Source organism: Conexibacter woesei Iso977N, from assembly GCF_000424625.1.
GTDB classification, from domain to species: Bacteria; Actinomycetota; Thermoleophilia; order Solirubrobacterales; family Solirubrobacteraceae; genus Baekduia; species Baekduia woesei_A.
In genome coordinates this window covers 1,227,921-1,251,114 of record NZ_AUKG01000002.1, presented here as the reverse complement: position 1 = coordinate 1,251,114, position 23,194 = coordinate 1,227,921, and the positions used below count along the sequence as shown (strand labels likewise).

Annotated in this window: 26 protein-coding genes; 5 read left to right on the top strand and 21 right to left on the bottom strand. The window is 72.7% G+C overall.

The window, feature by feature from the left end; translation table 11 throughout:
* Positions 1-6 precede the first annotated feature (6 nt).
* A complete protein-coding gene (locus H030_RS0118330) occupies positions 7-576 on the bottom strand; it encodes a 5' nucleotidase, NT5C type (protein WP_027007177.1) in 570 nt (189 codons plus the stop codon).
* Between the two features lie 147 nt (positions 577-723).
* Here H030_RS0118330 and H030_RS0118325 point away from each other — a divergent pair, with 147 nt between their 5' ends.
* Positions 724-1,587: an alpha/beta fold hydrolase gene (locus tag H030_RS0118325; RefSeq protein WP_027007176.1), complete on the top strand. Its 864-nt coding sequence runs from the start codon at positions 724-726 to the stop codon at positions 1,585-1,587.
* A 46-nt stretch (positions 1,588-1,633) separates the two neighbouring features.
* The gene (locus tag H030_RS0118320; RefSeq protein ID WP_035127929.1) at positions 1,634-2,035 is read left to right on the top strand and encodes a VOC family protein; all 402 of its coding nucleotides are present in this window, start codon (positions 1,634-1,636) and stop codon (positions 2,033-2,035) included.
* On the opposite strand, the gene H030_RS33310 is transcribed toward H030_RS0118320, so the two are convergent.
* From H030_RS33310 to thiD, 4 genes are all read right to left on the bottom strand, one after another.
* Positions 2,032-3,423, bottom strand: coding sequence for a glutamate decarboxylase (locus H030_RS33310; RefSeq protein WP_051223067.1), 1,392 nt, complete (start codon positions 3,421-3,423; stop codon positions 2,032-2,034). The genes H030_RS0118320 and H030_RS33310 overlap by 4 nt on opposite strands.
* An 84-nt stretch (positions 3,424-3,507) precedes the next feature.
* Positions 3,508-4,134 (bottom strand): hypothetical protein, encoded by a 627-nt coding sequence (locus tag H030_RS0118310; protein ID WP_155892134.1) that lies wholly within the window; start codon positions 4,132-4,134, stop codon positions 3,508-3,510.
* A 13-nt stretch (positions 4,135-4,147) separates the two neighbouring features.
* On the bottom strand, positions 4,148-4,381 hold the full coding sequence (locus tag H030_RS0118305) for a hypothetical protein (RefSeq protein ID WP_027007173.1): 234 nt from the start codon (positions 4,379-4,381) through the stop codon (positions 4,148-4,150).
* Between the two features lie 127 nt (positions 4,382-4,508).
* Positions 4,509-5,363 carry a bifunctional hydroxymethylpyrimidine kinase/phosphomethylpyrimidine kinase gene (gene thiD / locus H030_RS33305; RefSeq protein WP_081690918.1) on the bottom strand — a complete coding sequence of 285 codons (855 nt, stop codon included), beginning with the start codon at positions 5,361-5,363 and terminating at the stop codon, positions 4,509-4,511.
* A 99-nt stretch (positions 5,364-5,462) separates the two neighbouring features.
* On the opposite strand from thiD, the gene H030_RS0118295 reads away from it, so the two are divergent.
* Positions 5,463-6,260 carry a GNAT family N-acetyltransferase gene (locus H030_RS0118295; protein WP_196809183.1) on the top strand — a complete coding sequence of 266 codons (798 nt, stop codon included), beginning with the start codon at positions 5,463-5,465 and terminating at the stop codon, positions 6,258-6,260.
* Positions 6,261-6,265: 5 nt separating this feature from the next.
* On the opposite strand, the gene dprA is transcribed toward H030_RS0118295, so the two are convergent.
* The 4 genes from dprA to H030_RS33295 form a co-directional block, all read right to left on the bottom strand.
* Positions 6,266-7,411: a DNA-processing protein DprA gene (gene dprA / locus H030_RS33300; protein WP_051223066.1), complete on the bottom strand. Its 1,146-nt coding sequence runs from the start codon at positions 7,409-7,411 to the stop codon at positions 6,266-6,268.
* Positions 7,408-8,937, bottom strand: a complete 1,530-nt coding sequence (locus H030_RS0118285; RefSeq protein WP_027007171.1) for a YifB family Mg chelatase-like AAA ATPase — start codon at positions 8,935-8,937, stop codon at positions 7,408-7,410. The genes dprA and H030_RS0118285 overlap by 4 nt, the downstream gene beginning before the upstream one ends.
* Positions 8,938-9,074: 137 nt before the next feature.
* Positions 9,075-12,455 (bottom strand): hypothetical protein, encoded by a 3,381-nt coding sequence (locus H030_RS0118280; protein WP_027007170.1) that lies wholly within the window; start codon positions 12,453-12,455, stop codon positions 9,075-9,077.
* 69 nt (positions 12,456-12,524) lie between these two features.
* Positions 12,525-12,815 (bottom strand): FHA domain-containing protein, encoded by a 291-nt coding sequence (locus H030_RS33295; protein WP_051223064.1) that lies wholly within the window; start codon positions 12,813-12,815, stop codon positions 12,525-12,527.
* Between the two features lie 82 nt (positions 12,816-12,897).
* Between H030_RS33295 and H030_RS0118270 the strand changes: the two genes are divergently transcribed.
* Entirely contained in the window at positions 12,898-13,263 is a 366-nt protein-coding gene (locus tag H030_RS0118270; protein ID WP_027007169.1) for a YraN family protein, read from the top strand.
* 8 nt (positions 13,264-13,271) lie between these two features.
* Here the strand turns inward: H030_RS0118270 and H030_RS33290 are convergent, their stop codons facing one another.
* The 12 genes from H030_RS33290 to ftsY all read right to left on the bottom strand — a co-directional run bounded on the left by H030_RS33290 (position 13,272) and on the right by ftsY (position 22,704).
* Positions 13,272-14,108, bottom strand: a complete 837-nt coding sequence (locus H030_RS33290) for a ribonuclease HII (protein ID WP_231398474.1) — start codon at positions 14,106-14,108, stop codon at positions 13,272-13,274.
* A gap of 10 nt (positions 14,109-14,118) precedes the next feature.
* Positions 14,119-14,745, bottom strand: a complete 627-nt coding sequence (gene lepB, locus H030_RS0118260; protein WP_027007168.1) for a signal peptidase I — start codon at positions 14,743-14,745, stop codon at positions 14,119-14,121.
* Positions 14,746-14,750: 5 nt separating this feature from the next.
* Positions 14,751-15,329, bottom strand: coding sequence for a 50S ribosomal protein L19 (gene rplS / locus H030_RS40705; protein WP_027007167.1), 579 nt, complete (start codon positions 15,327-15,329; stop codon positions 14,751-14,753).
* Positions 15,330-15,503: 174 nt separating this feature from the next.
* Positions 15,504-16,307 carry a tRNA (guanosine(37)-N1)-methyltransferase TrmD gene (gene trmD, locus H030_RS33285; protein WP_081690917.1) on the bottom strand — a complete coding sequence of 268 codons (804 nt, stop codon included), beginning with the start codon at positions 16,305-16,307 and terminating at the stop codon, positions 15,504-15,506.
* Positions 16,308-16,832: a ribosome maturation factor RimM gene (gene rimM / locus H030_RS37450; protein ID WP_051223060.1), complete on the bottom strand. Its 525-nt coding sequence runs from the start codon at positions 16,830-16,832 to the stop codon at positions 16,308-16,310.
* 1 nt (position 16,833) lies between these two features.
* On the bottom strand, positions 16,834-17,067 hold the full coding sequence (locus H030_RS0118240; RefSeq protein WP_027007166.1) for a KH domain-containing protein: 234 nt from the start codon (positions 17,065-17,067) through the stop codon (positions 16,834-16,836).
* Positions 17,068-17,082: 15 nt separating this feature from the next.
* Complete coding sequence (gene rpsP, locus H030_RS0118235; RefSeq protein WP_027007165.1) at positions 17,083-17,334, bottom strand: 30S ribosomal protein S16; 252 nt, start codon at positions 17,332-17,334, stop codon at positions 17,083-17,085.
* Positions 17,335-17,421: 87 nt separating this feature from the next.
* Positions 17,422-18,756, bottom strand: coding sequence for a signal recognition particle protein (gene ffh / locus H030_RS0118230; protein WP_027007164.1), 1,335 nt, complete (start codon positions 18,754-18,756; stop codon positions 17,422-17,424).
* A 12-nt stretch (positions 18,757-18,768) separates the two neighbouring features.
* The gene (locus H030_RS0118225; RefSeq protein WP_155892132.1) at positions 18,769-20,115 is read right to left on the bottom strand and encodes a hypothetical protein; all 1,347 of its coding nucleotides are present in this window, start codon (positions 20,113-20,115) and stop codon (positions 18,769-18,771) included.
* 50 nt (positions 20,116-20,165) lie between these two features.
* A complete protein-coding gene (locus H030_RS33275) occupies positions 20,166-21,089 on the bottom strand; it encodes an SPFH domain-containing protein (RefSeq protein WP_051223058.1) in 924 nt (307 codons plus the stop codon).
* Positions 21,090-21,120: 31 nt separating this feature from the next.
* Positions 21,121-21,552, bottom strand: a complete 432-nt coding sequence (locus H030_RS0118215) for an NfeD family protein (protein WP_027007162.1) — start codon at positions 21,550-21,552, stop codon at positions 21,121-21,123.
* Between the two features lie 138 nt (positions 21,553-21,690).
* Entirely contained in the window at positions 21,691-22,704 is a 1,014-nt protein-coding gene (gene ftsY / locus H030_RS0118210; protein WP_027007161.1) for a signal recognition particle-docking protein FtsY, read from the bottom strand.
* Between ftsY and H030_RS33270 the strand changes: the two genes are divergently transcribed.
* Positions 22,703-23,185 (top strand): GNAT family N-acetyltransferase, encoded by a 483-nt coding sequence (locus tag H030_RS33270; RefSeq protein WP_196809182.1) that lies wholly within the window; start codon positions 22,703-22,705, stop codon positions 23,183-23,185. The genes ftsY and H030_RS33270 overlap by 2 nt on opposite strands.
* Positions 23,186-23,194 lie beyond the last annotated feature (9 nt).

The following is a 23,194-nucleotide window of genomic DNA, read 5'->3' as shown; positions in this document are numbered from 1 at the left end:
AGGTGGCTACGCCAATGTGTGGTGCGCAGACATGATCGGCTGCAGCTTGAGGGCCAGCTGCGGCCAATCGGTGGCCGAGACGACGTCCTCGGTGTCGCACACGTCGTCGTTCCACGGGTGGCGGATCGTGGCGACGGCGATGCCCGCGTCCAGCGCGCGCTGGATGTTCGTCGGGCTGTCGTCGATCAGCAGGTCGATGCCGATCGCCTCGCACTGCGTGACCTTGTCGTAGGAGCAGTAGAGCTCGTCGAAGCGCAGGCCGATCGCGTTGAGCCACTCGACGGTCGCGTCATGGGCGGTCGTCGCGCGGTGGCTCGTGATGTGGATGAAGTGGCCGGCGGCGGCCCACGCGTTGACGGCCTCGATCGCGCCCGGGTACGGGCGGCCGGCGAGGATGACGTCGTCCTGGTGGGTCTCGTTGATGCAGCACTTCAGCTGCTCGGGCTTGAGGCGGGTGATGCCCCAGTCGAACTGCTCCTCGTAGGGCAGCTCGATGCCGAAGCGGCGGACGGCGGCGTCCGAGAGCAGATCCCAGTAGTGGTGGAGCGTGGAATCGATGTCGATGGCGATGCGCATGGTGACCCCTGGTGGTGGTTCCGCGCGGCCGTCTCCCCTGCCGACCCGAACGGTGTGACTTATCGTAGGGGCATGGCGAGCGCAGTGACGCCCGAGCGGGCCACCGTGTCAGTAGACCTATACGGACCGGCAGGTCGGAGCGCCTGGTTGGACATCGACTGGCGCGCCTACCAGCGCTGGGTCGAGGTCGGCGGCGTCCCGATGAACGTGATCGACATCGGGCCGGGGGTCGACTCCGGGCCGGCGCGCGGGACGATCGTGTTCATCCACGGGTTGAGCGGCTCGTGGCAGAACTGGCTGGAGAACCTGCCGTTCTTCAGCGCCGCCGGGTGGCGCTGCATCGCGATGGACCTGCCGGGGTTCGGCGCGTCGCCGATGCCGCGGGAGAGGATCACGATCTCGGGCTATGCCGCCGCGGTCGACGAGCTGCTGTCGCGGTTGGGCGTGTCGCGCGCGGTCGTCGTCGGCAACTCGATGGGCGGGTTCATCGGGCTGGAGCTGGCGCTCGCGTTCGGGACGCGGATCGACCGGCTGGTGCTGGTCAGCGCGGCGGGGCTGACGATCGAGTCCCAGCGCTCGCTCTACCGCGCGGTCGCGCCGCTGGGTCGCGCGCTGGCGATGACGTCCGGGTGGCTGGCGTCGCGGTCCGACGAGCTGTCGCGGCGGCCGCGATCCCGGAAGGCGATGCTGTCGGTCGTCGCCGCGCACCCGGAGCGGCTGCCGGCGGCGCTGGCGAGCGAGCAGCTGCGGGGTGCCGGGAAGCCGGGGTTCATCGACGCGTTCGACGCGCTGACCGACTACCCGATCCGCGAGCGGCTGCAGGAGATCGCGGCACCGACGCTGGTCGTGTGGGGCGAGGACGACCCGCTGGTCCCGGTGCGCGACGCCTGGAAGTTCGGCGAGCTGATCCCGAATGCGCGGGTCGTGGTGTACGAGGACACGGGGCACGTCGCGATGTTCGAGCGCCCGGCGGCGTTCAACGCGCTGGTCGAGGAGTTCCTGGAGGGGTAGGTCTGCGGGTGCGGTGAGTTCCGGCGGCTCGCGCCGTCTGAGGGACATGACCACCGTCGGCCGCATCCATCTCGTCCTGGTCCCGACGACGGACCCGGACCGCTCGATCGCGTTCTACGAGTCGCTCGGCTTCGCCAAGCGCGCGGACTTCCCGTACGGCGACGGCTCGCGCTGGATCGAGCTGTTCCCGCCGGACGGCGTGTGCGGGATCGCGCTGTCGGGCGTCAGCGATGGTGTCGGTGTCGACACCGGGTTGTTGATCACCGTCGCCGACATCGCGGCGGCGCACGCGGAGCAGACGTCGGCCGGTCGCTCGCCGTCGCCGCTGGCGACCCCGGGCTCGGACGTGACCGTCCAGCTCGGCGGCGCCACCGTCACCGGCCCGACCCCGTCGATGTTCCGCCTCCATGATCCCGACGGGAACGCGCTGCTGATCATCGGCGACTAGTGGTGGAAGCCCTGGCGTTCCTCGTCGGGCATCTCACCCCAGCCCTTCTCGACGCGCTCGGTCTTGCGGGCGAGGTCGTTGAGGAAGATCTCGGCGAGGTCGCGGGAGAAGCCGTTGCGGACGCAGACGCGCAGGACCGAGAGGTCGTCGATCGCCGGGGGCATCTTGTAGGCGGGGACGATCCAGCCGCGGGTGCGGAGGGCGTCGGAGACGTCGTAGACCGAGTACGGCGAGTTGGGGTCCTTGACCGCGAAGGCGAAGACCGGCAGGTCGGAGCCGTCGCTGATCAGCCGGTAGGGGCCGAGCTGGTCGATCTGCTCGGCCAGCCAGCAGGCGGTGTCGCGCGACTCCTGCTGGACGCGCGCGTAGCCCTCGTGGCCGAGGCGGATCAAGTTGTAGTACTGCGCCGCGACCTGCGCGCCGCCGCGGGAGAAGTTGAGGGCGAACGTCGGCATCGAGCCGCCGAGGTAGTCGACGTCGAAGATCAGGTCGCTCGGGAGCGCCTCCTTGTCGCGCCAGACCGCCCAGCCGACGCCCGGGTAGACGAGCCCGTACTTGTGGCCGGAGGCGTTGATCGACTGCACGCGCGGGAGGCGGAAGTCCCAGACGACGTCGGGGTCCAGGAACGGCGCGATGAAGCCGCCGGAGGCCGCGTCCACGTGCATTGGGACGTCGAGGCCTGTTTGTTGTTGGAGGCGATCGAGGGCGTGGGCGATGTCGGCGACGGGCTCGTAGCTGCCGTCGAACGTCGAGCCGAGGATCGCGACGACGCCGATCGTGTTCTCGTCGCAGTGCTCGACGGCGGTCTGCGCCGTGAGGTGCGTGTGCTCGGCGGAGACGTCGACCAGGCGCGGCTCGACGTCCCAGTAGCGGCAGAACTTCTCCCAACACACCTGGACGTTGGCGCCCATCACGAGGTTGGGCTTGTCATAGGCCTTGCCTTGCTGCCTGCGCCGCTCGCGCCAGCGCCACTTCAGCGCGAGGCCGCCGAGCATGCAGGCCTCCGACGAGCCGGTGGTCGAGCAGCCGGTGGCGTCGCCGTCGGCGTCGTCGGCGCCCCAGAGCCCGGCGAGGATCGCGACGCAGCGCCGCTCGAGCTCCGCGGTCTGCGGGTACTCGTCCTTGTCGATCATGTTCTTCGACAGGCACTCGTCGATCAGGACGCGCGCCTGCGGCTCCATCCACGTCGTGACGAACGTGGCGAGGTTCAGCCGCGCGCGCCCGTCGAGCAGCAGCTCGTCGTGGACGAACTGGTAGGCGGCCTGCGGATCCATCCCGCCGTCGGGCAGCCGGTCCTTCGGGACCTCCCCCGAGTGCCCCGGCCTGACGAGTTGCGGGCGCACGTGCAACGTGTTGCCCTGATCTGACGCGGCGTGATGGAGGGCCATGCGCGCGAGTGTCTCACGCGCCGCGCGGTGCGACGTTGGGCTCGGGTTCGCCCCGGCCGTGTGCTCCTCCGCCCCGCGCGGGTCCTACGAGGCGGGCGTCGTGCCGCGCTGCTCGCGGGCGAGGCGGCGCATGCGCGCTTGCTCCCACTGCGTGAGGCGCCAGAGGTCGCGGCGGACCTGCTTGGGGTCGATCTGCCGGCCGGGCAGGTGCATGTTGGCCTGGGAGATCAGGTGGCGCTCGTCGCCGGTCAGGGCCATCCACTTGGCGAGCGTGTCGTCGGAGTCGGGCAGGCGCGCCGAGCCGTAGGGGCGCGTCTCGTCCGGGAAGGCGACGCAGTACTCGGCGAGCAGGTCGCGGGTCTGCGGCAGGAACGCGACGACCGGCTTGTGCGGGTAGATGATGTAGGCGTACGGCGCACCGGCGCGGGTCGCCTGGGTGCCGCCCTGCTCGGGACCGTCGGCCAGGCCGCCCCAGACCCGGATGAAGCCGAGCTCGCGATACATGTCCCACTCCTCGTCGTTGACGCAGGAGCGCAGGAGCTGGCGGGCGCGCTGCTCGGCGCGGCGCTCGCGGCCGGGGTCGTAGTCCGTGATCGGGACGCGCGCGCGGCGGGCCTTGTGGCGCTGGTAGGTCTCGGCGATCCGCGGCGTGATGACCTCCCACAGCAGCGCCACGATGACGATCAGGGTGGCACCGAGCGCGAGCAGCATCGCGGTCGCGCTCCTAGCGCCCGCCCGCGGCACGCGGGAAGAAGATCACGCGATCGGCGTCGCGCGGGACCTCGCCGAAGGACTTGACCATCTGGGCCTTGCGGCGGCCGGCCGACGAGGTCGTCGGGACAGCGGCCCACATCCCCTCGTCGAGCTGACGCCGGAACTCGTCCAGGAGCAGCTGCTCCTCGGCGGCGACCTCGACGTCACCCTCAGCCAGGAGGACCTCGCCATGACCGGGCTTCATGCGCAGGAACCTCACCGCCCGGATTATGGCAAAGGCGGCAGGGTCCGGAGCGCCACTGAGCGATCTTGCACGGTCTCGGACCCGATGTCTGGGCGCAAAGCCGCTCGCTTCGCCGGATTGGCACGCCCTACGCGGGTGCGGGCGTGCCGAGGCGGCCGGTGTTGGCGATGGCGTGGACGTCGCCGTAGCCGACGCCGAGGACGTTGACCGGGCCGGCGCCGGCGCCGAGGTCGCGGTGGCCGTGCAGGACGGCGTCGGCGGCGATCGCGCGGGCGGCGCGGGCGGCGTCGAGCAGGGAGAAGCCGAGCGCGAGGTGCGCCGCGAGCGACGAGGAGTGGGTGCAGCCGGACCCGTGCGCGGCGCCGTCGGGATGGCGGACGCCCGGGATCTCGTGGACGGCATCGCCGGCGAGCAGCACGTCGGTCGCCTCCTCGCGGTGACCGCCGGTGACGACGACGTCGTTGGCGCCGACCGCCCGGACCGCCCGCGCGAGCTCCGCCCCGTCGAGCGCCGCCGCGTCCGGGCCCGCGAGCACGCGCGCCTCCGGGACGTTCGGCGTGACGACCGTCGCGCGCGGCAGGAGGAGGTCGACCAACGCGCGCTCGGCGTCCTCGGGCAGCAGCCGGGCGCCGGACTCGGCGATCATCACGGGGTCGAGCACGACCGGGACGCGGGGCAGCAACGCGTCGAGCGCGGAGGCGACCGCCTCGATCACCGCCGCGCCGCCGACCATCCCGATCTTCACGGCGCCGACCGAGAAGTCCGTCGCGACCGCCTCGATCTGCGCGGCGACCATCTCCGGCTCGACCGGCGCGACCCGCGTCACCGCGACCGTGTTCTGCGCCGTCAGCGCCGTGATCGCCGTCGTGCCGTGGACGCCGCAGCGGGCGAAGGCCTTCAGATCGGCCTGGATCCCGGCACCTCCACCGGAATCGGACCCGGCGATCGAGAGGCACACAGGAACACGCGGCTGTCCGTTCATCGCCCGCGATGCTAGCCACGCCCCGCCGCCGGAGCCGCGCCGCGCCGCGTCGCGCCGCCGTCTCCTCTCCCTCCGGGGGCGGTGCTAGCTTCGCGCGAAGTGAGTTCTGAGTTCACCTCTGGCGCGGGCGCGCTGGATCGGCGGTTGCAGGCGTACGTCCGGCAGGTTGCGGTCAGGGGACGGGAGGTCGAGCGGGTCGGCCCGTTCACCGCCACGTTCGATCCGCGGTCGGACAACGCGTACCTGAGCTACGCGTTCCCGGATGCGGATGCGGTCCCGACCGCTGAGGACGTCGAGGCGTTGGTCGCCGCCTACCGGGGGCGGGCGCGCGTGCCGCGGCTGGAGTTCTTCCCGTCGGTCGCGCCCGCGGTCGCCGGGGCGCTGAGCGCCGCGGGGTTCGCGGTCGAGGCCGAGTTGGCGGTCATGACGTGTGGCGCGCGGGACGTCGTCGCGCTCGCGGCACCGGACGGCATGACGATCGAGGCGCCGGTCACCGACGACGACCTCCGCGGCATGCGGATCGCCCAGCACCGGGCGTTCGGCGTGCAGGAGCCAGAGGTCGACGCTGCCGAGGTCGAGCGCCAGCGCGCGTCGCTGCGCGAGGGCGCGCTCGCGTTCCTCGCCCGTGACACGGCGTCCGGCATGGTCGTCGGCGGTGGCGTCGCGACGGTCCCGGCCGGCGGTGTCACCGAGATCGCCGGCATCGGCGTCCTCGACAGCCACCGCCGCCGCGGGATCGCGGGCGCGATCACGTCCGCGCTGACGGCGGCGGCGATCGCGAGCGGGAACGTCGAGCTGGCGTGGCTGACGCCGGGCGACGACGGTGCCCACCGCGTCTACGCCCGCGCGGGCTTCCAGGACAAGTCCACCATGTTGCACGTGTCGCTCCCCGAGTAGCTCCATCACGTGAGCGCGGGGCGTGTCCGGACGATGCGCCCCGCGCCCGCGCGGCGGACGAGGCCCAGCAGCTCCAGCTCCATCAGGTGCGCCCGGACCGTCGCCGCGCCGGGCGGGTCCGGGGCCAGCGCGGTGATCGTGTCGCGCCCGTCCTCGACGGCCGCGAGCAAGGCCATCAACTCGGGTGCGAGATCGGGCGGCGGCGGGACCGCCGTCGAACCCGCCCGGGCCAGGACCGCGTGCGCCGCGGCGCTGCCGAGCACGAGGTCGAGCGCGTCGTGCACGCCGCGGATCAGCGTCGCGCCGTCGCGCAGCAGCGCGTTGGTGCCCTGCGAGCGCCAGCTCGCGACCGTCCCGGGCACCGCGGCGACGTCGCGCCCCAGCTCCAGCGCGAGGTCCGCGGTGATCAGCGAGCCCGAGCGCTCGGCGGCCTCGACGACGATCGTCGCGGGCGCCAGCGCGGCGATGATCCGGTTGCGCGCCGGGAAGTTCCAGCGGAACGCCCGGAAGCCCGGTGGTAGCTCGCTGACCACCGCCCCGCCGCGCGCGACGATCTTGTCGTACAACCCGCGCTTGCTCGCCGGGTAGGGCACGTCGGCGCCGCCTGCCAGGACCGCGACCGTCGGGCCGTTGACCTCCAGCGCACCCGCGTGCGCGGCGCTGTCGATCCCGAGCGCCATGCCCGACACCACCGTCACCCCGGACGCCGCCATGCCGCGCCCGAGCGTCTGCGCGATCTCCAGCCCGTCCGGCGACGCCTTGCGCGTCCCGACGATCGCCACCGCGGGCGGCTGCTCTCCCCCGCGCGCGTCGCCGAGCAGCGCGCCCAAGCGGTCACCCGCGCCGCGCACGAACAGCACCGCGGGCGCGGAGCGGTCGTCGGTCAGCCGCGCCGGGTAGCCGGGGTCGTGACGGCAGATCGCCTCGAGCCGCGCGGCCCGCGCCGCCGCGCGCTCGGCCTCCGGGTCGACGGCGGCGAACCGCTCGCGCAGCGCGTCGACGTCCCTCCCACCGACCGCGGCGGTCAGGTCATCGTCGTTGAGCGCCAGCACGTCCCGGACCGGGCGACGACGCGAATGCGCGATCTCGATCCCGCCCGCGACCAGCGCGAGCAGCCGCGCCCGGCGCAGGCACGGGTCGCACGCGCTCATGCCGCCTCCTCCGTGGTCAGGTCCGACAGGTCCTGGCGCAGCCCGAGCGCCTCCAGCAGGTGGGCGGCGCTGACGGTCGGCTCGTCGTCGAGGTCGGCGATCGTCCGCGCGACGCGCAGGACGCGGTCGTGGCCGCGCGGGCTCAGCGTGCCGCGGTCATAGGCGCGGCGCAGGATCGTCCTGCCCTCGGCGTCAAGGCCTACATGTCGCCGGACGTCGGCCGCGCCGAGCTGCGCGTTGCACGGCACGCCGGTCCCGGCCAGCCGCGCCGACTGGCGCTCGCGCGCCGCGACGACCCGCTCGCGCTCCTGCTCCGACGTGCAGACCGGGCCGGCCGCGAAGTCCTCGGGCGTCGGGCGCTGGACGTCGACCAGCAGGTCCATCCGGTCCAGCAGCGGGCCGCTGAGCCGCCGCCGGTAGCGGGCGATCTCGGCCTCGCCGCAGCGGCAGCGCGGCGTCCCGGCGTAGCCGCACGGGCACGGGTTGGTCGAGGCCACCAACATGAACCGCGCCGGGAAGACCGCGCGCTTCTGGCCGCGGACGATCGCGACGCGGCCGTCCTCCAGCGGCTGCCGCATCGCCTCCAGCGCCGAGCGGCGGAACTCGGCCAGCTCGTCCAAAAATAGGACTCCATGATGCGCGAGCGTCACTTCGCCCGGCGTCGGCGTCGAGCCGCCGCCGACCAGCCCGGAGGCCGAGATCGTGTGGTGCGGCGACCGGAACGGGCGCTCGGAGACCAGGCCGGCGCCCGGGCGCAGGCCGGCGATGCCGGCGATCCGGGTGACCTCGATCGCCTCGCCGCGCGTCAGCGGCGGCAGGATCGAGGGCAGCCGCTGGGCGAGCATCGTCTTCCCGGTCCCCGGTGGGCCGGCGAGCAGCAGGTTGTGGCCGCCGGCCGCGGCGATCGACAGCGCGCGCAGCGGCGCCGAGTGGCCGCGGACGTCGGCGAGGTCGAGCGCCGTGCGTGGCGGAGCGACGGCCGGCGGCGCCTCGGCCGGCGGCGTGACGCCGTCGGTCTCCCCGCGCAGGATCGCCGCGACCTCGCCGAGCGTCGTCGCGCCGAAGACGCCGAGGCCCTCGACCAGCGCGGCCTCGCGGGCGTGCGGCGCGGGCAGGATCAACCCCTTCATGTCGGCCGCCACCGCGCCCTCGCTGACCGCGAGCACGCCGCGGCAGGGTCTGAGCTCGCCGCCGAGCGCGAGCTCGCCGAAGACCGCGACGCGCTCCAGCTCCTGCACCGGCAGTTGCGCCGCCGCGGCCAGGACCCCGCAGGCGATCGCGAGGTCGAAGCCGGGGCCCTCCTTGCGCAGGTCCGCCGGCGCGAGGTTGACCGTGATGCGCTTGGCCGGGAACTCGAAGCCCGAGTTGAGGATCGCCGAGCGGACGCGCTCCCGCGCCTCCCGGACCGCCCGGTCGCCGAGCCCGACGATCAGGAAGTTCGGGAGCCCGGTCCGGACATCGACCTCGACTCTGACGCGGCGGCTCTCGACGCCCTGGATCGCGAAGGTGGTGACGTGGGCCAACATGACCGCGACGCTACGGCCGCAATTGCGACACGGGGCGCGCGGTTTGCAACGACTTCGCGGCGACGCGGGCGGCGGGCGAAGTCAGTCGCGCGCGCAGGCACGCGAGCGCGCGAGCGACGGCGCGGCGGACGCAGCGGCTAGCGCTTCTTGCGGACCACGACGACGCGCACGTGCATGCCCTTGGGCGCGGTCAGCTTCAAGGTGGTGGTCTTGGTCCTCAACCACACCGCCTTGGTGCAGGGCGCGGCGGACGACTTGGCCGGCGAGGTCACGCAGGCGTAGGCGCGCAGGCGGGACTTGCCGGCGGTCTTCGCGCGGTGGAGCTTCACGCGGAGGGACCGCGTCGGAGTCGAGGCGGCGGCCAGCGACGCCGCCGCCACCCGTGCCGTGAACGCCGAGGCCCTCGCAGCGGAGGCGCCCGCCGACACCGTCGCCCGCGCCAGCACCACGCCGTGCGCCATCAGCGACGCGCTCCCGCCCGCGGCCAGCGACGAGGACGCCACGTTCGCCGAGTGCACCGGCCCGATCCAGGACGGTGCCCAGGCGACGGTCGTCCCGCCCGGCCCGGTCGCGGTCTCGGAGGCGCGCATCAGCGCGCCCGCGTCGTCGTCGGTCAGCACGTAGGCCCCTGCGCCGCCGGTCGGCAGCGACACGCACCGCGGCGAGCAGCGCCAGAACTCGATGACCCGGCTCGTGATCTCGGTCGTCGCCGACCACTTGCCGGGCGTGAACGTCGCGGTCTTGCCGACGTCGGCGCGGCCGACGACCGTCAGCCGCCCGGTCGTCGTGATCCCCGGCGCGGCCGGCAGGATCTGCGCCGTCACCGGCGTCGCGGCGGTGACCGCGCCGTCCGGGTTCGTCGCGGTCTCGTTGACGCGCAGGCGCATCCGGGCGTCGGTCGTCTGGATGCGGTAGGACTGCAACCTGGCCCCGACGATGTCGGCGCAGTTGGCGCCCGCCGCGTCGCAGCGCTGCCACTGGTAGGTGAAGTGCGTGTCGGGCGTCGTCGTCCACAGCGACGAGCGCGCCTGGACCATGAAGCCGACCTGCATCGTCCCGGTGACCGGCGCGATGGCGCTCATCACCGGCAGGACGGCCTCGATCACCGCGGTTGGGACCGACGCCGCCGTGACCGACCCCTCCGTGTTGCTCGCTGCCACGGTCGCGCGGATCGTGTGGCCGACGTCGGCGGCGTTGAGGATGTGGTTCGGCCGCGTCTCGCCGTTGATGTCGGCGCACCCGGTCCTGTCGGCCGCGCAGCGCTGCCACTGGTAGGCGTACTTCTTGGGGTTGTTGGTCCACACGCCGGTCGAGACCTGCAGGTTGTTCAGCCGCTTCACGCCGCCGCTGACCAGCGGCAGCGTCACCGCGGCCGGGAGCGGCTGGTCGGCGACGACGACCGGGTCGGAGTCGGCGGTCGCCGTCTGCCCCCACGAGCCCGCGGCCTCGTGCGCGACCAGCGCGGAGCCCTTGTCGGCGAGCGCGACCGTGTACTCGGCGCGCGACGCGCCCGGGATGTCGGTGCACGACGTCCCGTCGGCCGCGCAGCGCTGCCACTGCCAGCGCTCGGACTGCGTCGGGACGCTCCACGCGGCCGTGACGGCCCTCACGATCTGCGCGACCTGGACGGTCCCGCTGATCGTCGGCTTGCTCACGACGCTCAGCGCGCGGCCCGCGACGTCGGCGGTCAGCGTCGAGTTGACGACCGTCGAGACGCCGCCGACCTGGCCGGTCACGCGCACGCCGATCGCGTGCCCGACGTCCGGGCCGACCAAGGTGTAGGTCTGCCCCGCGCCGATCGTGACGCAGCCGCCGATGGCGGTCGCGCCCGACGGGCACCGCATCCACTGGTAGGTCAGCGTCGTGCCCGACGGCGTCCAGACGCCCGGGTCGATCGTCAGCGTGCCGGTGTCGGTCAGCGTGCCGGTCGGCGCGGCGATCGTGGTCGGCGCGACCGGCGGCGAGACGACCAGCGGGCCGGGCGCCGAGTAGCCGACGCCGTCGCCGTCCGCGTTGGTCGCGGTGACCTCGACGCGCACGTTGTTGCCCGCGTCGGCAGCGACCAACCTGTAGGACCTGCTCGTGGCGCCGGAGATGTCGGCCCACGTGCCGCTCACGCGGCGCTGCCACTGGTAGGCGTAGGACGTGGCCGCGGGCGTCCAGGCGCCGTCGTTGGCGGTCGTCGTGTCCCCCACGCGCGAGGCCAGCGTGATCGTCGGCGCGCCGGTCGACGCGGGCGTCGCGGCGACGACCGTCGCGGTCTGGGCCGACGCGGCGGTCGCGGTCCCGTCCACGTTCCTGGCGGTCACGACGACGCGCACGGTGCCGCCGACGTCCGCGGCGACCAGGGTGTAGGCCGCGGTGGTGGCGCCGCTGATGTCGGCGAAGCCGGAGCCGGTGTCGCGCTGCCACCTGTAGGTGAACGTCGCGCCGGCCGGCGACCAGGTGCCGGGCGTCGCGGTCAGGGTCAGCGTGCGCTTGGCGGTGCCGGAGATCGACGGCGTCCCGACGTTGACGGGCGGGTCGGTGACGACCGTGGCGGTCGCCGCGGAGTCGACGACGGTCGAGCCGAACGCGTTGGTGACCGTCACCTCGATCCGCAGCTTCGCGCCGATGTCGGTGCCGAGGACCGAGTAGGAGGTGTTGGTCGCGCCGCTGATGTCGGCGAAGCCCGAGCCGCTGTCGGCCTGCCACTGGTAGGCGTAGGACGTCGGCGCGGGGTTCCAGGCGCCGGCGTTGGCCGACAGGACGCCGCCGCGCTTGGCGGCGCCGGAGACGACGGGCGCGACCGTGCTGACCGGCTTGCCGGTGGTGATCGCGCCGAGCGCGTTGGAGACCGCGGACGCGCTGGAGAACGCGTTCGTCGCGGTGACCTTGACGCGCAGCGACGCGCCGACGTCGGCCGGGACCGACGTGTAGGCCTGGCCGATCGCGCCGCTGATGTCGGCGAAGCCCGAGCCCCTGTCGCGCTGCCACTGGTAGCCGTAGGACGTGCCCGCCGGGAACCACGTGCCGATCGTCGCGGCGAGCGTCCTGCCGCCGACGGTGCTGCCGGTGATGACGGGCGCGATCGTGTTGACCGGGTCGCCCGCGATGACCGGGCCGCGCGCGTTGGCGTCGGCGGTCGCGGAGCCGGACGCGTTGGTGGCGACGACGTGGACGCGGATGTCCGCGTCCACGTCGGCGTTGACCAAGGTGTAGGTCGTGGCGGTCGCGCCGGAGATGTCGGCGAAGCCGGAGCCGGTGTCGCGCTGCCACTGGTAGGTCGCGCTGGTCGCCGAGGGGTTCCAGGAGCCGGAGGCGGCGGTGAGCGTCTGGCCCTCGACGAGCTGCCCGGCGACGGTCGGGGGCGAGATGTTGACCGGCGGGCCGGAGATCAGCGACGCGAGGCGCGTGGTCGGCGCGGTGGTGAAGGCGGTCAGCGCGGTGCTGTCCGGCGCCGCCTGCGCGAGCGCAGGGACCAGCAGCGCGGCGAGGGCCGCGAGCGCACAGACGAGGGCTGCGGTGTGGCGCCGCACGTCCCTTGCAACGGCATGCGCGCGCGTGGGCCGCAGGGCGCTTGGACGCATGACCGACGATCCGGGTGTCTACAGGCGGACGGTCAGGTGCGCGGAGCCGAGGTCGACGCGGTCGCCGTCGGCGAGGATCGCGGTGTCGACGCGGTGGCCGTTGACGTGGGTGCCGTGGGTCGAGCTGCGGTCGACGAGCAGCCAGCCGCCGTCCACGCGCTGCAGCGCCGCGTGCCGGCGCGAGACCGTCGGCTCGGTGAAGCGGATGTCGGCGGCGCGCGAGCGGCCGAGCAGGATCCGGGTTCCGGGCGGGACGTCGGGCAGGACCAGGACCGTGCGCTGGTCCCGGTCGTGACGCAGGCGTCTCATCGGCTCCGGAACGGGTTCTGCGCGCTTTCGTGACGTTCGCGTGCTGATTCTCAGCAAGCCGGTCCATAGCTTCGAGGGCCTGATGACCGCCGATCCGCGACAGCACCTGGGCCGCCTGGGAGAGCGCCTCGCCGCCGAGCACCTGGACCGCCTCGGCTACACGATCGTCGCGCGCAACCACCGGACGCGCCACGGCGAGATCGACCTGATCGCCACGCGCGACGGGGCGCTCGTCTTCGTGGAGGTCAAGTCGCGCCGCGGCCGCGGCCAGCCGTGGGACGCGCTGCACGACGCCAAGCGCGCGCAGGTCCGCCGGATGGCGCGCGCCTACCTGTCAGAGGCGCCGGACCGCCCGCGGGCGCGGCTGATCCGCTTCGACGCGATCGGCGTCGTGGTCGACGCGCACGGGCACCTCACCCGCCTGGACCACCTGGAGGACGCGTTCTGATGCGCCGCTCAGCGCTGCTGCAGGTTCGCGTAGGCCGCGGACTGGAACGACATGCGGTGCAGGGGCGAGACGCCGAGACGCTGGATCGCGTCGCGGTGCTCGGGCGTCGAGTAGCCGACGTGGGTCGCGAACTCCCAGCCGGGGTGGCGGGCGTCGGCGCGGTGCATGAAGCGGTCGCGGGTGACCTTGGCGATGATCGAGGCGGCGGCGATCGCCGCGGACTTGCAGTCGCCGTCGATGATCGCGCGGTTCTCGTGGCCGTCGAGCGCGCCGAGCTTGAAGCCGTCGCTCAGGCACAACGTCCCCGGCCGGGCGACCTTCAGGAGCGACTCGCGCAGCGCGGCGAGGTTGGTCTTGTGCAGCCCGCGCGCGTCGATGCCGCCGGCGCTGCGCGAGACGACCGCGACCCGCGTCGCGATCCGCATCACGACCGGGTACAGCGCCTCGCGCGCCTCCTCGGTGTGCTGCTTGGAGTCGTTGAGCAGCGACAGCGCGCGGACCTCGCGCGGCCCGAGGCGCTCGTAGTCGAACAGCACCGCCGCGGCGACCAGCGGCCCGGCCAGGCACCCTCGCCCGGCCTCGTCGGCCCCGGCGACGAACCGCACGCCGAGCGCGCGGTCGTGCTGGAACAACCTCCGCCCGCCCTTGCGCCTCTTGGCCTTCGGCTTCGCCCTGGCCCGCGGCTTGGCAGCCGGAACCGCAGCGTCCGCGTCAGCAGCGGCGACGTCCGCCGTGCGCGGCGCGACCGGCGCAGTCGGGAGGTCGCGCGGCGCGCGCGACTCGCCGTCGGGCATCGCCGCCGCCAGCTCGGCGGCCAGCGTCGGGTAGTCGCGTTCGCGGCTCACGCCGGAGAAACTAGAGGAAGCCGATGCGCTTCGGCGGCCAGTACGTTGCGAAGGCCCCGCCGATGATCCACTTGCGCGGGACGGGTCCCCAGAAGCGGCTGTCGTCGGACTCGCCACGGTTGTCGCCCATCATGAACCAGTGGTCGGCCGGGATCGTGATCGGCCGCGGGAAGTCGCAGCCGCTGCCGCCCGCGCACGGCCTCGTGAACGAGTCCTTCTGGCGCTTGCCGTTCACGTAGGCGTGGCCGCCCTTGATGTACACCGTGTCGCCCGGGCCCGCGACGACGCGCTTGATGAAGTTCACGGAGGACTTCTGACTAGTCGGCTTGTCGCAGGCCTCGTCAGGCTTCTTGTCCGCGTCGCCGCAGGTGTTCGTGTCCGAGCCCTTGGGCGGGTGGAACACGACGACCTCGCCGATCTGCGGCTTGTTGAAGCGGTTGCCCAACCGGTTGACGAGCACGCGCTGCCCGATCTTCAAGGTCGGGACCATCGACTCGCTCGGGATCCGGTAGGGCTTGACGAGGAACGCCTGGATCGCCAGCGCCAGACCGAGCGCGACGATCACGATGACGACGAGCTCGATCAACGAGCCGCCCGCCGACTTCTCCTTCTTCGCTCCGCCGGCGGCGGCGCTCATCGGGTCTACTTCGCGTCGTCGGCGTCGGCCGCGGCGTCCGCCTCGGCCGTGCTGGCCGCTGCGTCGTCGGTGGCCTCGGCGGCAGGAGCGTCGGCGGCCTCGACGGCCTCGGCCTCCGGCACGACCTCTTCGATCGACGCGCCCTCGGCGTCGACGGCGCCGTCGCTCGCGGCCGCTTCGGCCTCGAGCTGCGCGGCCGGGTCATGCAGCAGACCGGCCTCGACGACTTCCTCGGGGCCGACGTAGCGGCGCTCGCGGACGCGGGCGGCCTTGCCGACGCGGTCGCGGAGGTAGTACAGCTTCGCGCGACGGACGTCACCGCGGGCGGCGACCTCGATCTTCTCGATCTTCGGCGAGTGCACGGGGAACGTGCGCTCCACGCCGACGCCGAACGACTGCTTGCGGACGGTGAACGTCTCCCGCACACCGTGGCCCTGGCGCTTGATCACCACGCCTTCGAAGACCTGCGTACGGCGACGCGTGCCCTCGATGACCTGGAAGTGGACACGGACGCGGTCACCGGCCTGGAAGGACGGGACGCGGCGCAGCTGGGCGCGCTCAAGGGATTCGATGACAGTGCTCATGGCAAAGAGAAGGCGCGGAGATCGGCTCCGCGCGTCGGCCGAATGATGGTAGCGAAGACTTCACACCGGAGGCCGAGCGCCTGGGGTTCGAGCCCAGCCGCGGCGCGCGAACGAGCCGCCAGGCGAGTTCGCGCAAGGCCAGGCGAGCCGCCAGGCGAGCTCTGGCCCCGAGTCTCAGTCGCCCGACATCGGCCCGAACGGGTCGGGCCCGGAACCGCGCTGTGGCGCGTCGGACATGGGGCCGAACGGGTCGGGACCGGACGGGCGCTTCTCAGTCTCCGGATCCGGCGGGTGCGCGGTCGGGCCGACGATGCCGCGCTCCTGGGACCGCGCGCGGCGCCAGTTGGCGATCTCCTCGTGGTGGCCGCTCAGCAGCACCGGCGGGACCTTCCAGCCGCGGTAGTCCGCCGGCCGCGTGTAGTGCGGGTACTCGGGATCGCCGCCCAGCGCCTGCGAGAACGACTCCTCCATCGCGCTCTCCGAGTGCCCCAGTGACCCCGGCAGCTTGCGCAGGACCGCGTCCATCACGACCATCGCCGCCAGCTCGCCGCCGCTCAGCACGAAGCGCCCGACGCTCACCGCATCGCTCGCGAAGTGCTGCACGATCCGCTCGTCGAAGCCCTCGTAGCGGCCGCAGAGCAAGGTGATGGCCTTCTCCCCCGCGAGCTCGTCGACGAACGCGTCGTCGAGCATCCGCCCGCCGGGCGTCAGCGCGATCACGCGCCGCTCGCGCCGGAGGTCGACCGGGTCCTGGTTGTAGATCCCCTGCAGCGCCTTGTCCATGACGTCGACGCGCAGGACCATCCCCGCGCCGCCGCCGAACGGCGTGTCGTCGACCTGGCCGCCGCTGAGCGGCGTCGTGTCGCGCGGGTTGAACGCCCGCACCTCGTGACCGCGCTGCGTCGCGTTGCGCACGTGGCGCTGGGTCTGGAACCAGTCGAACCACTCCGGGAAGAGCGTGACGACGTCGAGCTGCATCTAGGAAGCGTCCTCGCCGAGGAAGGTCAAGTTGATGTCGATGATCTTGGCGCCCACGTCGACGGTCCGGACGGCGTCGCCGATCAGCGGCACCAGCAGCGCCTTGCTACCCGCCTCGGGCCGCTGGACCTCGAGCAGCTCGCAGGACGGGTACGGCAGCAGCTTGGCGACGACGCCGATCGCGAGATCGCCGTCGACCACGCGGCAGCCCACGAGGTCCTCCGCCAGCCACTCGTCGTCCTCCAGCGCAGGCGTCTCGGCGCGCGGGACCAGCAGGTCCGCGCCGCGCAGCGCCTCGACGGCCTCGCGGCTCGCGACGCCGGCCAGCTTCAGGATCGGCCGCGCGGCCGTGCCGTCGCGGCGGACGATCGCGACCGCCTCGCCCTCGCGGACGATCAGCGTGTCGGTCGCCTCGAGCAGCCGCTCGCGCGGCTGCGTCACGTAGAACGACCCGTCGAGGCCGTGGGGCCTGCCGACGCGGCCGACCGCGAGGAGCTCAGGTGGCGACGCTGAGGCGTCGGCCACGTCAGTCGACGATGTCGACGAGGACGCGGCGCTGCTCTTTGACCGCGGCGGCCTTGACGACCGTCCGCAGGGCGTTGGCGGTCCGGCCGCCCTTGCCGATGACGCGACCGTAGTCCTCGTCACCGACCGACAGCTCCAGGACGACCGTGCCGTCCTCCTCGTCGAACTGCTCGACCGCGACAGCGCCGGGGTCGTCGACGAGCTGCCTCGCCAGGTACTCGAGCAGCTCCTTCATGGAACCAGGACGGTCCTAGTTCGCGATCTCGATGCCCTGCGTGCGCAGGAGCTTGCGAACCTGCGGCGTCGCGGTCGCGCCGGTGGCGACCCAATGGCGGACGCGGTCCTCGTTGACCGTGATGGTCGAGGGCTCGGTCTGGGGGTTGTACTGCCCCAGGATCTCGAGGTTGCGACCATCGCGCGGGGAGCGCTGATCCGCGGCGACGATGCGCCAGATCGCGTTCTTCTTCGCGCCAACGCGCGTCAGTCGGAGTCGTACGGCCATGGAAGTCCTTGCAGGTGTGCGGGTTGGAACTCGGGAAGTCTTGAGGTGCGCGCGCGGATGATCGCGCGCGCAGAGCGACGCTGGAGGTTAGCGACCCTGGCGCATCATGGCTTGCAGGTCGGGCATCCGGCCCTTCCCGATCTGCTTCATGACCTTGCGCATCTGGCCGAACTGCTTGACGAGACCGTTGACGGCCTGCACGTTCGTGCCGCTGCCCTTGGCGATCCGCAGGCGGCGCGAGCCCTTGATCAGCTCGGGCCGGCGGCGCTCCTCCGGGGTCATCGAGAGGATGATCGCCTGGACGCGATCGAGCTCCTTCTCGTCGACCCTCATGTTCTTGAGCTGCTGGCCGGCGAAGCCCGGCATCATGCCCAGCAGCGACGTCAGCGGGCCCATCCTGCGCAGCTGCTTGAGCTGCTTGAGGAAGTCGTCGAGCGTGAACTCGTCCTTGCGGAGCTTGCGCTCCAGCTCCTTGGCCTCGTCCTCGTCGAACTGCTTCTCGGCCTTCTCGATCAGCGACATGACGTCGCCCATGCCGAGGATCCGCTGCGCCATCCGGTCGGGGTGGAAGGCCTCGAACTGGTCGAGCTTCTCGCCGATCGAGGCGAACAGGATCGGCTTGCCGGTGACCGCCTTGACGCTCAGCGCGGCGCCGCCGCGGGCGTCGCCGTCGAGCTTGGACATCACGACGCCGTCGAACTGCACGGCCTCGGCGAACTGCTCGGCGACGTTGACGGCGTCCTGGCCGGTCATCGCGTCGACGACGAGCAGGATCGACGTCGGCCTGACCGCCTTGCGGATGTCCTTGAGCTCCTGCATCAGGCGCTCGTCGACGTGCAGGCGCCCGGAGGTGTCGACGATCAGGACGTCCTTGCCGTCCATCTTGGCCTGGTCCAGCGCCCAGCGCGCGATGTCGACGGGGTCCTTGTCGGTCCCCTGCTCGTAGACCGTCGCGCCGGCCTGGCCGCCGACCTTGATCAGCTGGTCGACCGCCGCCGGGCGGTAGACGTCGCACGCGGCGACCGCGACCGACGAGCCGTTCCTCTCCCTCAGGAGCTTCGCGAGCTTGGCGGTCGCCGTCGTCTTGCCGGAGCCCTGCAGGCCCGCCATCAGGATCACCGTGGGCGGCCGCGGCGCGAACGTGATGCCGGCCGAGGAGCCGCCCATCAGCGCGGTCAGCTCCTCGTTGACGATCTTGACGACCTGCTGGCCGGGGTTCAGCTGCCCGAGCACGTCGCTGCCGAGGCAGCGCTCCTTGACCGTGGCCGTGAACTGCTTGACGACCTTGAAGTTGACGTCGGCCTCCAGCAGCGCGAGACGGATCTCGCGCATGGCCTTGTTGACGTCGTCCTCGGTCAGCGTGCCGCGGCCGCGGACGTCGGACAGGGTCTCCTGGAGCTTCTCGGCAAGGGCGTCGAACACTGTCGGTCGATTCTAGTTCCCCGGGCGCGTCGCGAACTGCACCGCGCTGGAGACCGGTGCCCAGGCGGCAATCGCGCGGCCGGTCGCGGGATCGACGAGGCCGGTGAGGACCGGCTGCTGGTCGGTCGCCGCGCTGACGGGCTCGGCCGCGCCGAACGACGCGGCGCCGGGCGCGCGGTAGGCGGCGGTGACGCGCGGCGCGGGCGCGTTGAGCGTCGCGTCGGCGCCGGCGGTGTTCGAGCGCCAGAGGACGAGCGCTGCGCCGGACGGCGCGACCGAGGCGTCGCCGAGGACCGCGTCGCTGCCGGCGGGCGACAGCGTCGCGGGCGTTGCGGTGTGGCCGGAGGCGATCGTCTCGGCCTTGACGACGAAGTTCGTGCCGTCCGAGCCGGTCCAGGTCAGCAGCGTGTGCGCGCCGTCGATCACGCGCAGCAGGACCGCGGGCGACGACACGTAGTGCCCGGCGCCGCTGGGCCCGGAGACCGACTCGATCTGCCTGCGCGCGCCGAAGCCCCTGCCGGGCGCGGCGGTCGTGAACGAGACGACCGCGGGCGTGTTGCTCTCGCCCTCGTTGATGCGCTGCGACTTCCAGGCGACCGACTCGCGGCCGGACCCGTCGAACGCCGCGCTGATGTCGGACTGCACGCTGTCGCCGAGCTGGTGGACCGACCCCCACGACCTGGTCCCGCGGTGGCGTGCGTAGAGCGTGTGGTGGTCCTCGTAGGCCACCAACAACTCACCGCCGCTCTTCCCGCCGACCGCCAGCGTGGCGCCGCGGGCCTGGTCGGAGACCTTGATCGTCAGCACCTTCGTGAAGGTCGAGGACCCCTTCTTGCGCAGGTAGACGATCCGCTCCCTGGTGTTGAACACCAACAACGCGACGTTGCCCTGCGGGTCGCCCGCCAGCGCGAAGACGCCGAACCCGTGCAGGCCGGAGATCGTGGTGGACCTGATCGCGCCCGCGCCGCTCATCGCCGACACCACCAACCTGCTCGTGTCGTCGAGCGTGCCCGGGTACTGCGTGCCGAGCGTCTCGCCCGCCGCGGCGAGGCCGGTCGCGCCGTAGGTCGTCACGCCCTGTGCGACGAAGCTCAGCCCGTCAGAGGCCAGCACCCTGCCGCCGGCGTCCATGCGGACGAGCTGCGTCGGGTGATCGGCGGGCGCCGTCTCGGTCGACGGGTTGGAAGCGGTCAGCGCCGCCGTGCCGCGCGCGGTGATCGCGCCGAGCGGGCCGGTCGACGGCGTCGTGGCGCCCTCCAGCGCAGCGGGCGCGCTCCAGGGCGCGTCGGCCTGCGCGGCGGCGGGGACGACCGCGGCCGTGCTCAGCGCGGCCGCCAGGAAGAAGGTGCGGAGGGACATCGTCATGGCTCTTTGAACGTAGCCCCTCCGCGCCAGGTCACATGAGAGCTCTATGAGATCGCGCGCGGGGGCTGCGGCGGCTGCTGAGGCCTCTGCTGCGACTCCTCGCCCTCGCCCCTGAACGCGCTGGACAGCCCGCTCAGCGCGGCCGTGAACTCCGTCGGGATCACCCACACCTTGTTGGCGTTGCCCTCGGCGAGCCTCGGCAGCATCTGCAGGTACTGGTAGGACAGCAGCTTGGGGTCGGGGTCGCCCCTGTGGATCGCGTCGAACACGGTCGCGATCGCCGACGCCTCGCCCTCGGCGCGCAGGATCGCCGCGGTCTTGGCGCCCTCCGCGCGCAGCACGGCCGCCTGCTTCTCGCCCTCGGCATCGAGGATCTGCGACTGCTTGGAACCCTCCGCGGTGAGGATCGCCGCGCGGCGGTCGCGCTCGGCGCGCATCTGCTTCTCCATCGCCTCCTGGATCCCGCCGGGCGGGTCGACCGCCTTCAACTCGACGCGGTTGATGCGGATCCCCCACTTGCCGGTCGCCTCGTCGAGGACGATCCGCAGCTGCGTGTTGATCTGGTCGCGGCTGGTCAGCGACTGCTCCAGCGTCAGGCCGCCGATGACGTTGCGCAGCGTCGTGACCGTCAGCTGCTCGATCGCCTGCAACGGGTTGGCGACCTCGTAGGACGCCGACTTCGGGTCGGTGATCGTGAAGTACAACACGGTGTCGATGTTCACCGTGACGTTGTCCTCGGTGATGACGCCGTTGGGCGGGAACGAGACGACCTGCTCGCGCAGGTCGATCAGCGGCTTCACGCGGTCGATGAACGGCAGGACGATCGTCAGCCCCGGATCCAGCGTGCGGCTGTAGCGGCCGAGCCGCTCGACGACGCCGGCGCGGGCCTGCGGGATGATGCGGATGGTCTTCGCGGCCACGATCAGCGCGAAGACCAGGATGACGACGAGGGCGATCAGAGCGGCCACGTCAACACCTCCATGTGGTGGGGATCGAAGTTCATGGGGCGACGAGCGCGGTCGCGCCGCGGATCTCGACGACCTGGACCTTCGCGCCGGCCTCGAGGACGGTGTCGTCGTCGTAGGCGCGCGCGGTCCAGACCTCGCCGCCGATGCGCACGGAGCCGCTCGGGAGGTCGTTCTCGATGCGCTCGACGACGATCGCGTTCTGGCCGACCAGCGCAGCGGTGCCGGTGCGCAGCCGCGGCGGCGTGTGCAGGTGGCGCTTGGCGATCGGCCGGACGAGCGCGAAGCAGGCGAGCGTCAGCAGCGCGAAGACGATGAACTGGATCGCCGCGTTGCCGCCCGCGACGTCGGCCAGCGCGCCGCCGAAGGCGCCGACGGCGAACGGCGCCAGGAACAGCCCGCCGGTCGAAAGCTCTCCGACCGCGGCGACGACTCCAGCGATCAGCCAGATGGTCCAAGCGTCCATTTCACTGGCGAGTATCCCACCGCGCGCGGCGTCCGGCGACGGTGCAGGCCGCCCGGAGACGTGCGGCCAACCGGCGTAAGGCCGGGCGGCTTTCCGGGTAGAGACGCCCGCCCGCCTCGCGCCCCTCCCCGCCCGCGCCTACGCGTCGACCGTGACCAGCGCGCGGGCGAAGTCGTCGGCGTCGAACGGCCGGAGGTCCTCCAGCGACTCGCCGATCCCGATCAGCTTGACCGGGATGCCCAGCTCGCCGGCGATCGCCAGCGCGATGCCGCCCTTGGCGGTGCCGTCGAGCTTGGTCAGGACGATCCCGTCGACCGGCACGGCCTCCGAGAACAGCTTCGCCTGGCGGACGCCGTTCTGGCCGGTCGTCGAGTCGATCGTCAGCAGCGTCTCGTGCGGCGCGCCGGCCATCTGCTTGTCGATCACGCGCCGGATCTTGGTCAGCTCGTTCATGAGCTCGTCCTGGTTGTGCAGGCGCCCGGCGGTGTCGATGATCACGACGTCGACGCCCCTCTCGCGGCCCTTCGCGACGGCGTCGAAGGCGACCGCGCCCGGATCGGAGTTCGGCGGGCCGGTGACGATCTCGACGTCGGCGCGCTGCGCCCACACGGTCAGTTGCTCGACGGCCGCGGCGCGGAACGTGTCGGCCGCGCCGAGCAGGACGGTCTTGCCCAGCTCCTGGCGCAGGTGCCAGGCCAGCTTGCCGATCGTGGTCGTCTTGCCGGTGCCGTTGACGCCGACGGCCATGATCACCGTCGGGCCGCCGTCGCGCTTGCGCACGTCGATCGTGTCGGTCCCGGTCTTGGCGATCCCGGCCAGCAGCTCGACGAGCCGCTCCTGCAGCGCCGGGCCGCCCTCGACCTGGCCGGCGGTCGCCTCCTGCTCGAGCTGGCCGACGACGCCCGCGGTCGTGCGCGCGCCGACGTCGGCCATGATCAGCGCCTCCTCGAGGCGCTCCCAGGTCTCTTCGTCGAGCGTGTCGAACAGCGTCGCCTGGATCTCGGAGGTCAGCGCCTCGCGAGTCTTCGACATGTTCTCGCGCAGGCGCCTGAAGAACCCGCGGCGCTTCTCCGGCTGCTCGGCCGTCGCGGCGCTCGCGGAGTCGGCGGCGTCGTCGCCGGTGATGAAGAGGTCGCGCCAGTCTCGGGCCATGGCGCGCGAAGATAGCGGGGTGATCGAGATCCGGACCGTCCCCTCCGATGCCGAACCGGCTCTGTCGCTCGTCGAGGCGATGGTGGCCGAGGTCTCCGCGCTCTACGGGCGCATCGACGTCCCGGGCGCGCCGAGCGCGACGCCGGCCGACTTCGGGCCGCCGGGCGGCGCGTTCGTGGTGCTGGTCGACGACGCAACGGGCGTCGCGGTCGCGGGCGGCGGGGTCAAGCGGCTGGACGACACGGCGTGCGAGATCAAGCGCATGTACGTGGTCCCGGAGGCGCGCGGCCGCGGGCTGGCGTCGCAGTTGTTGAAGGCCTTGGAGGACGCCGCGCGGGGGCTCGGCTACACGATCGTCCGCCTGGACACCGGCCCCCAGCAGCCCGCCGCGCAGGCGATGTACGAGCGCGCGGGCTACGCGCCGATCGGCAACTTCAACGCCAACCCGTTCGCGTCCTTCTGGGGCGAGAAGGCGTTGTAGGGTCGCTCG

Coding starts and splice junctions, on each gene's coding strand:
- dprA (WP_051223066.1), bottom strand. CDS start 7,411: ATGAGCGCGTGCGACCCGTGCCTGCGCCGGGCGCGGCTGCTCGCGCTG.
- thiD (WP_081690918.1), bottom strand. CDS start 5,363: ATGAACGGACAGCCGCGTGTTCCTGTGTGCCTCTCGATCGCCGGGTCC.
- rplS (WP_027007167.1), bottom strand. CDS start 15,329: ATGAGCACTGTCATCGAATCCCTTGAGCGCGCCCAGCTGCGCCGCGTC.
- H030_RS0118215 (WP_027007162.1), bottom strand. CDS start 21,552: ATGGACGCTTGGACCATCTGGCTGATCGCTGGAGTCGTCGCCGCGGTC.
- H030_RS33310 (WP_051223067.1), bottom strand. CDS start 3,423: ATGGCCCTCCATCACGCCGCGTCAGATCAGGGCAACACGTTGCACGTG.
- H030_RS0118305 (WP_027007173.1), bottom strand. CDS start 4,381: ATGAAGCCCGGTCATGGCGAGGTCCTCCTGGCTGAGGGTGACGTCGAG.
- ftsY (WP_027007161.1), bottom strand. CDS start 22,704: ATGGCCCGAGACTGGCGCGACCTCTTCATCACCGGCGACGACGCCGCC.
- H030_RS0118225 (WP_155892132.1), bottom strand. CDS start 20,115: ATGTCCCTCCGCACCTTCTTCCTGGCGGCCGCGCTGAGCACGGCCGCG.
- trmD (WP_081690917.1), bottom strand. CDS start 16,307: ATGCAGCTCGACGTCGTCACGCTCTTCCCGGAGTGGTTCGACTGGTTC.
- lepB (WP_027007168.1), bottom strand. CDS start 14,745: ATGAGCGCCGCCGCCGGCGGAGCGAAGAAGGAGAAGTCGGCGGGCGGC.
- H030_RS0118310 (WP_155892134.1), bottom strand. CDS start 4,134: ATGCTGCTCGCGCTCGGTGCCACCCTGATCGTCATCGTGGCGCTGCTG.
- H030_RS0118285 (WP_027007171.1), bottom strand. CDS start 8,937: ATGTTGGCCCACGTCACCACCTTCGCGATCCAGGGCGTCGAGAGCCGC.
- H030_RS0118330 (WP_027007177.1), bottom strand. CDS start 576: ATGCGCATCGCCATCGACATCGATTCCACGCTCCACCACTACTGGGAT.
- H030_RS0118240 (WP_027007166.1), bottom strand. CDS start 17,067: ATGAAGGAGCTGCTCGAGTACCTGGCGAGGCAGCTCGTCGACGACCCC.
- H030_RS0118270 (WP_027007169.1), top strand. CDS start 12,898: ATGACCGCCGATCCGCGACAGCACCTGGGCCGCCTGGGAGAGCGCCTC.
- H030_RS0118320 (WP_035127929.1), top strand. CDS start 1,634: ATGACCACCGTCGGCCGCATCCATCTCGTCCTGGTCCCGACGACGGAC.
- H030_RS33295 (WP_051223064.1), bottom strand. CDS start 12,815: ATGAGACGCCTGCGTCACGACCGGGACCAGCGCACGGTCCTGGTCCTG.
- rpsP (WP_027007165.1), bottom strand. CDS start 17,334: ATGGCCGTACGACTCCGACTGACGCGCGTTGGCGCGAAGAAGAACGCG.
- H030_RS33270 (WP_196809182.1), top strand. CDS start 22,703: ATGGCGCGCGAAGATAGCGGGGTGATCGAGATCCGGACCGTCCCCTCC.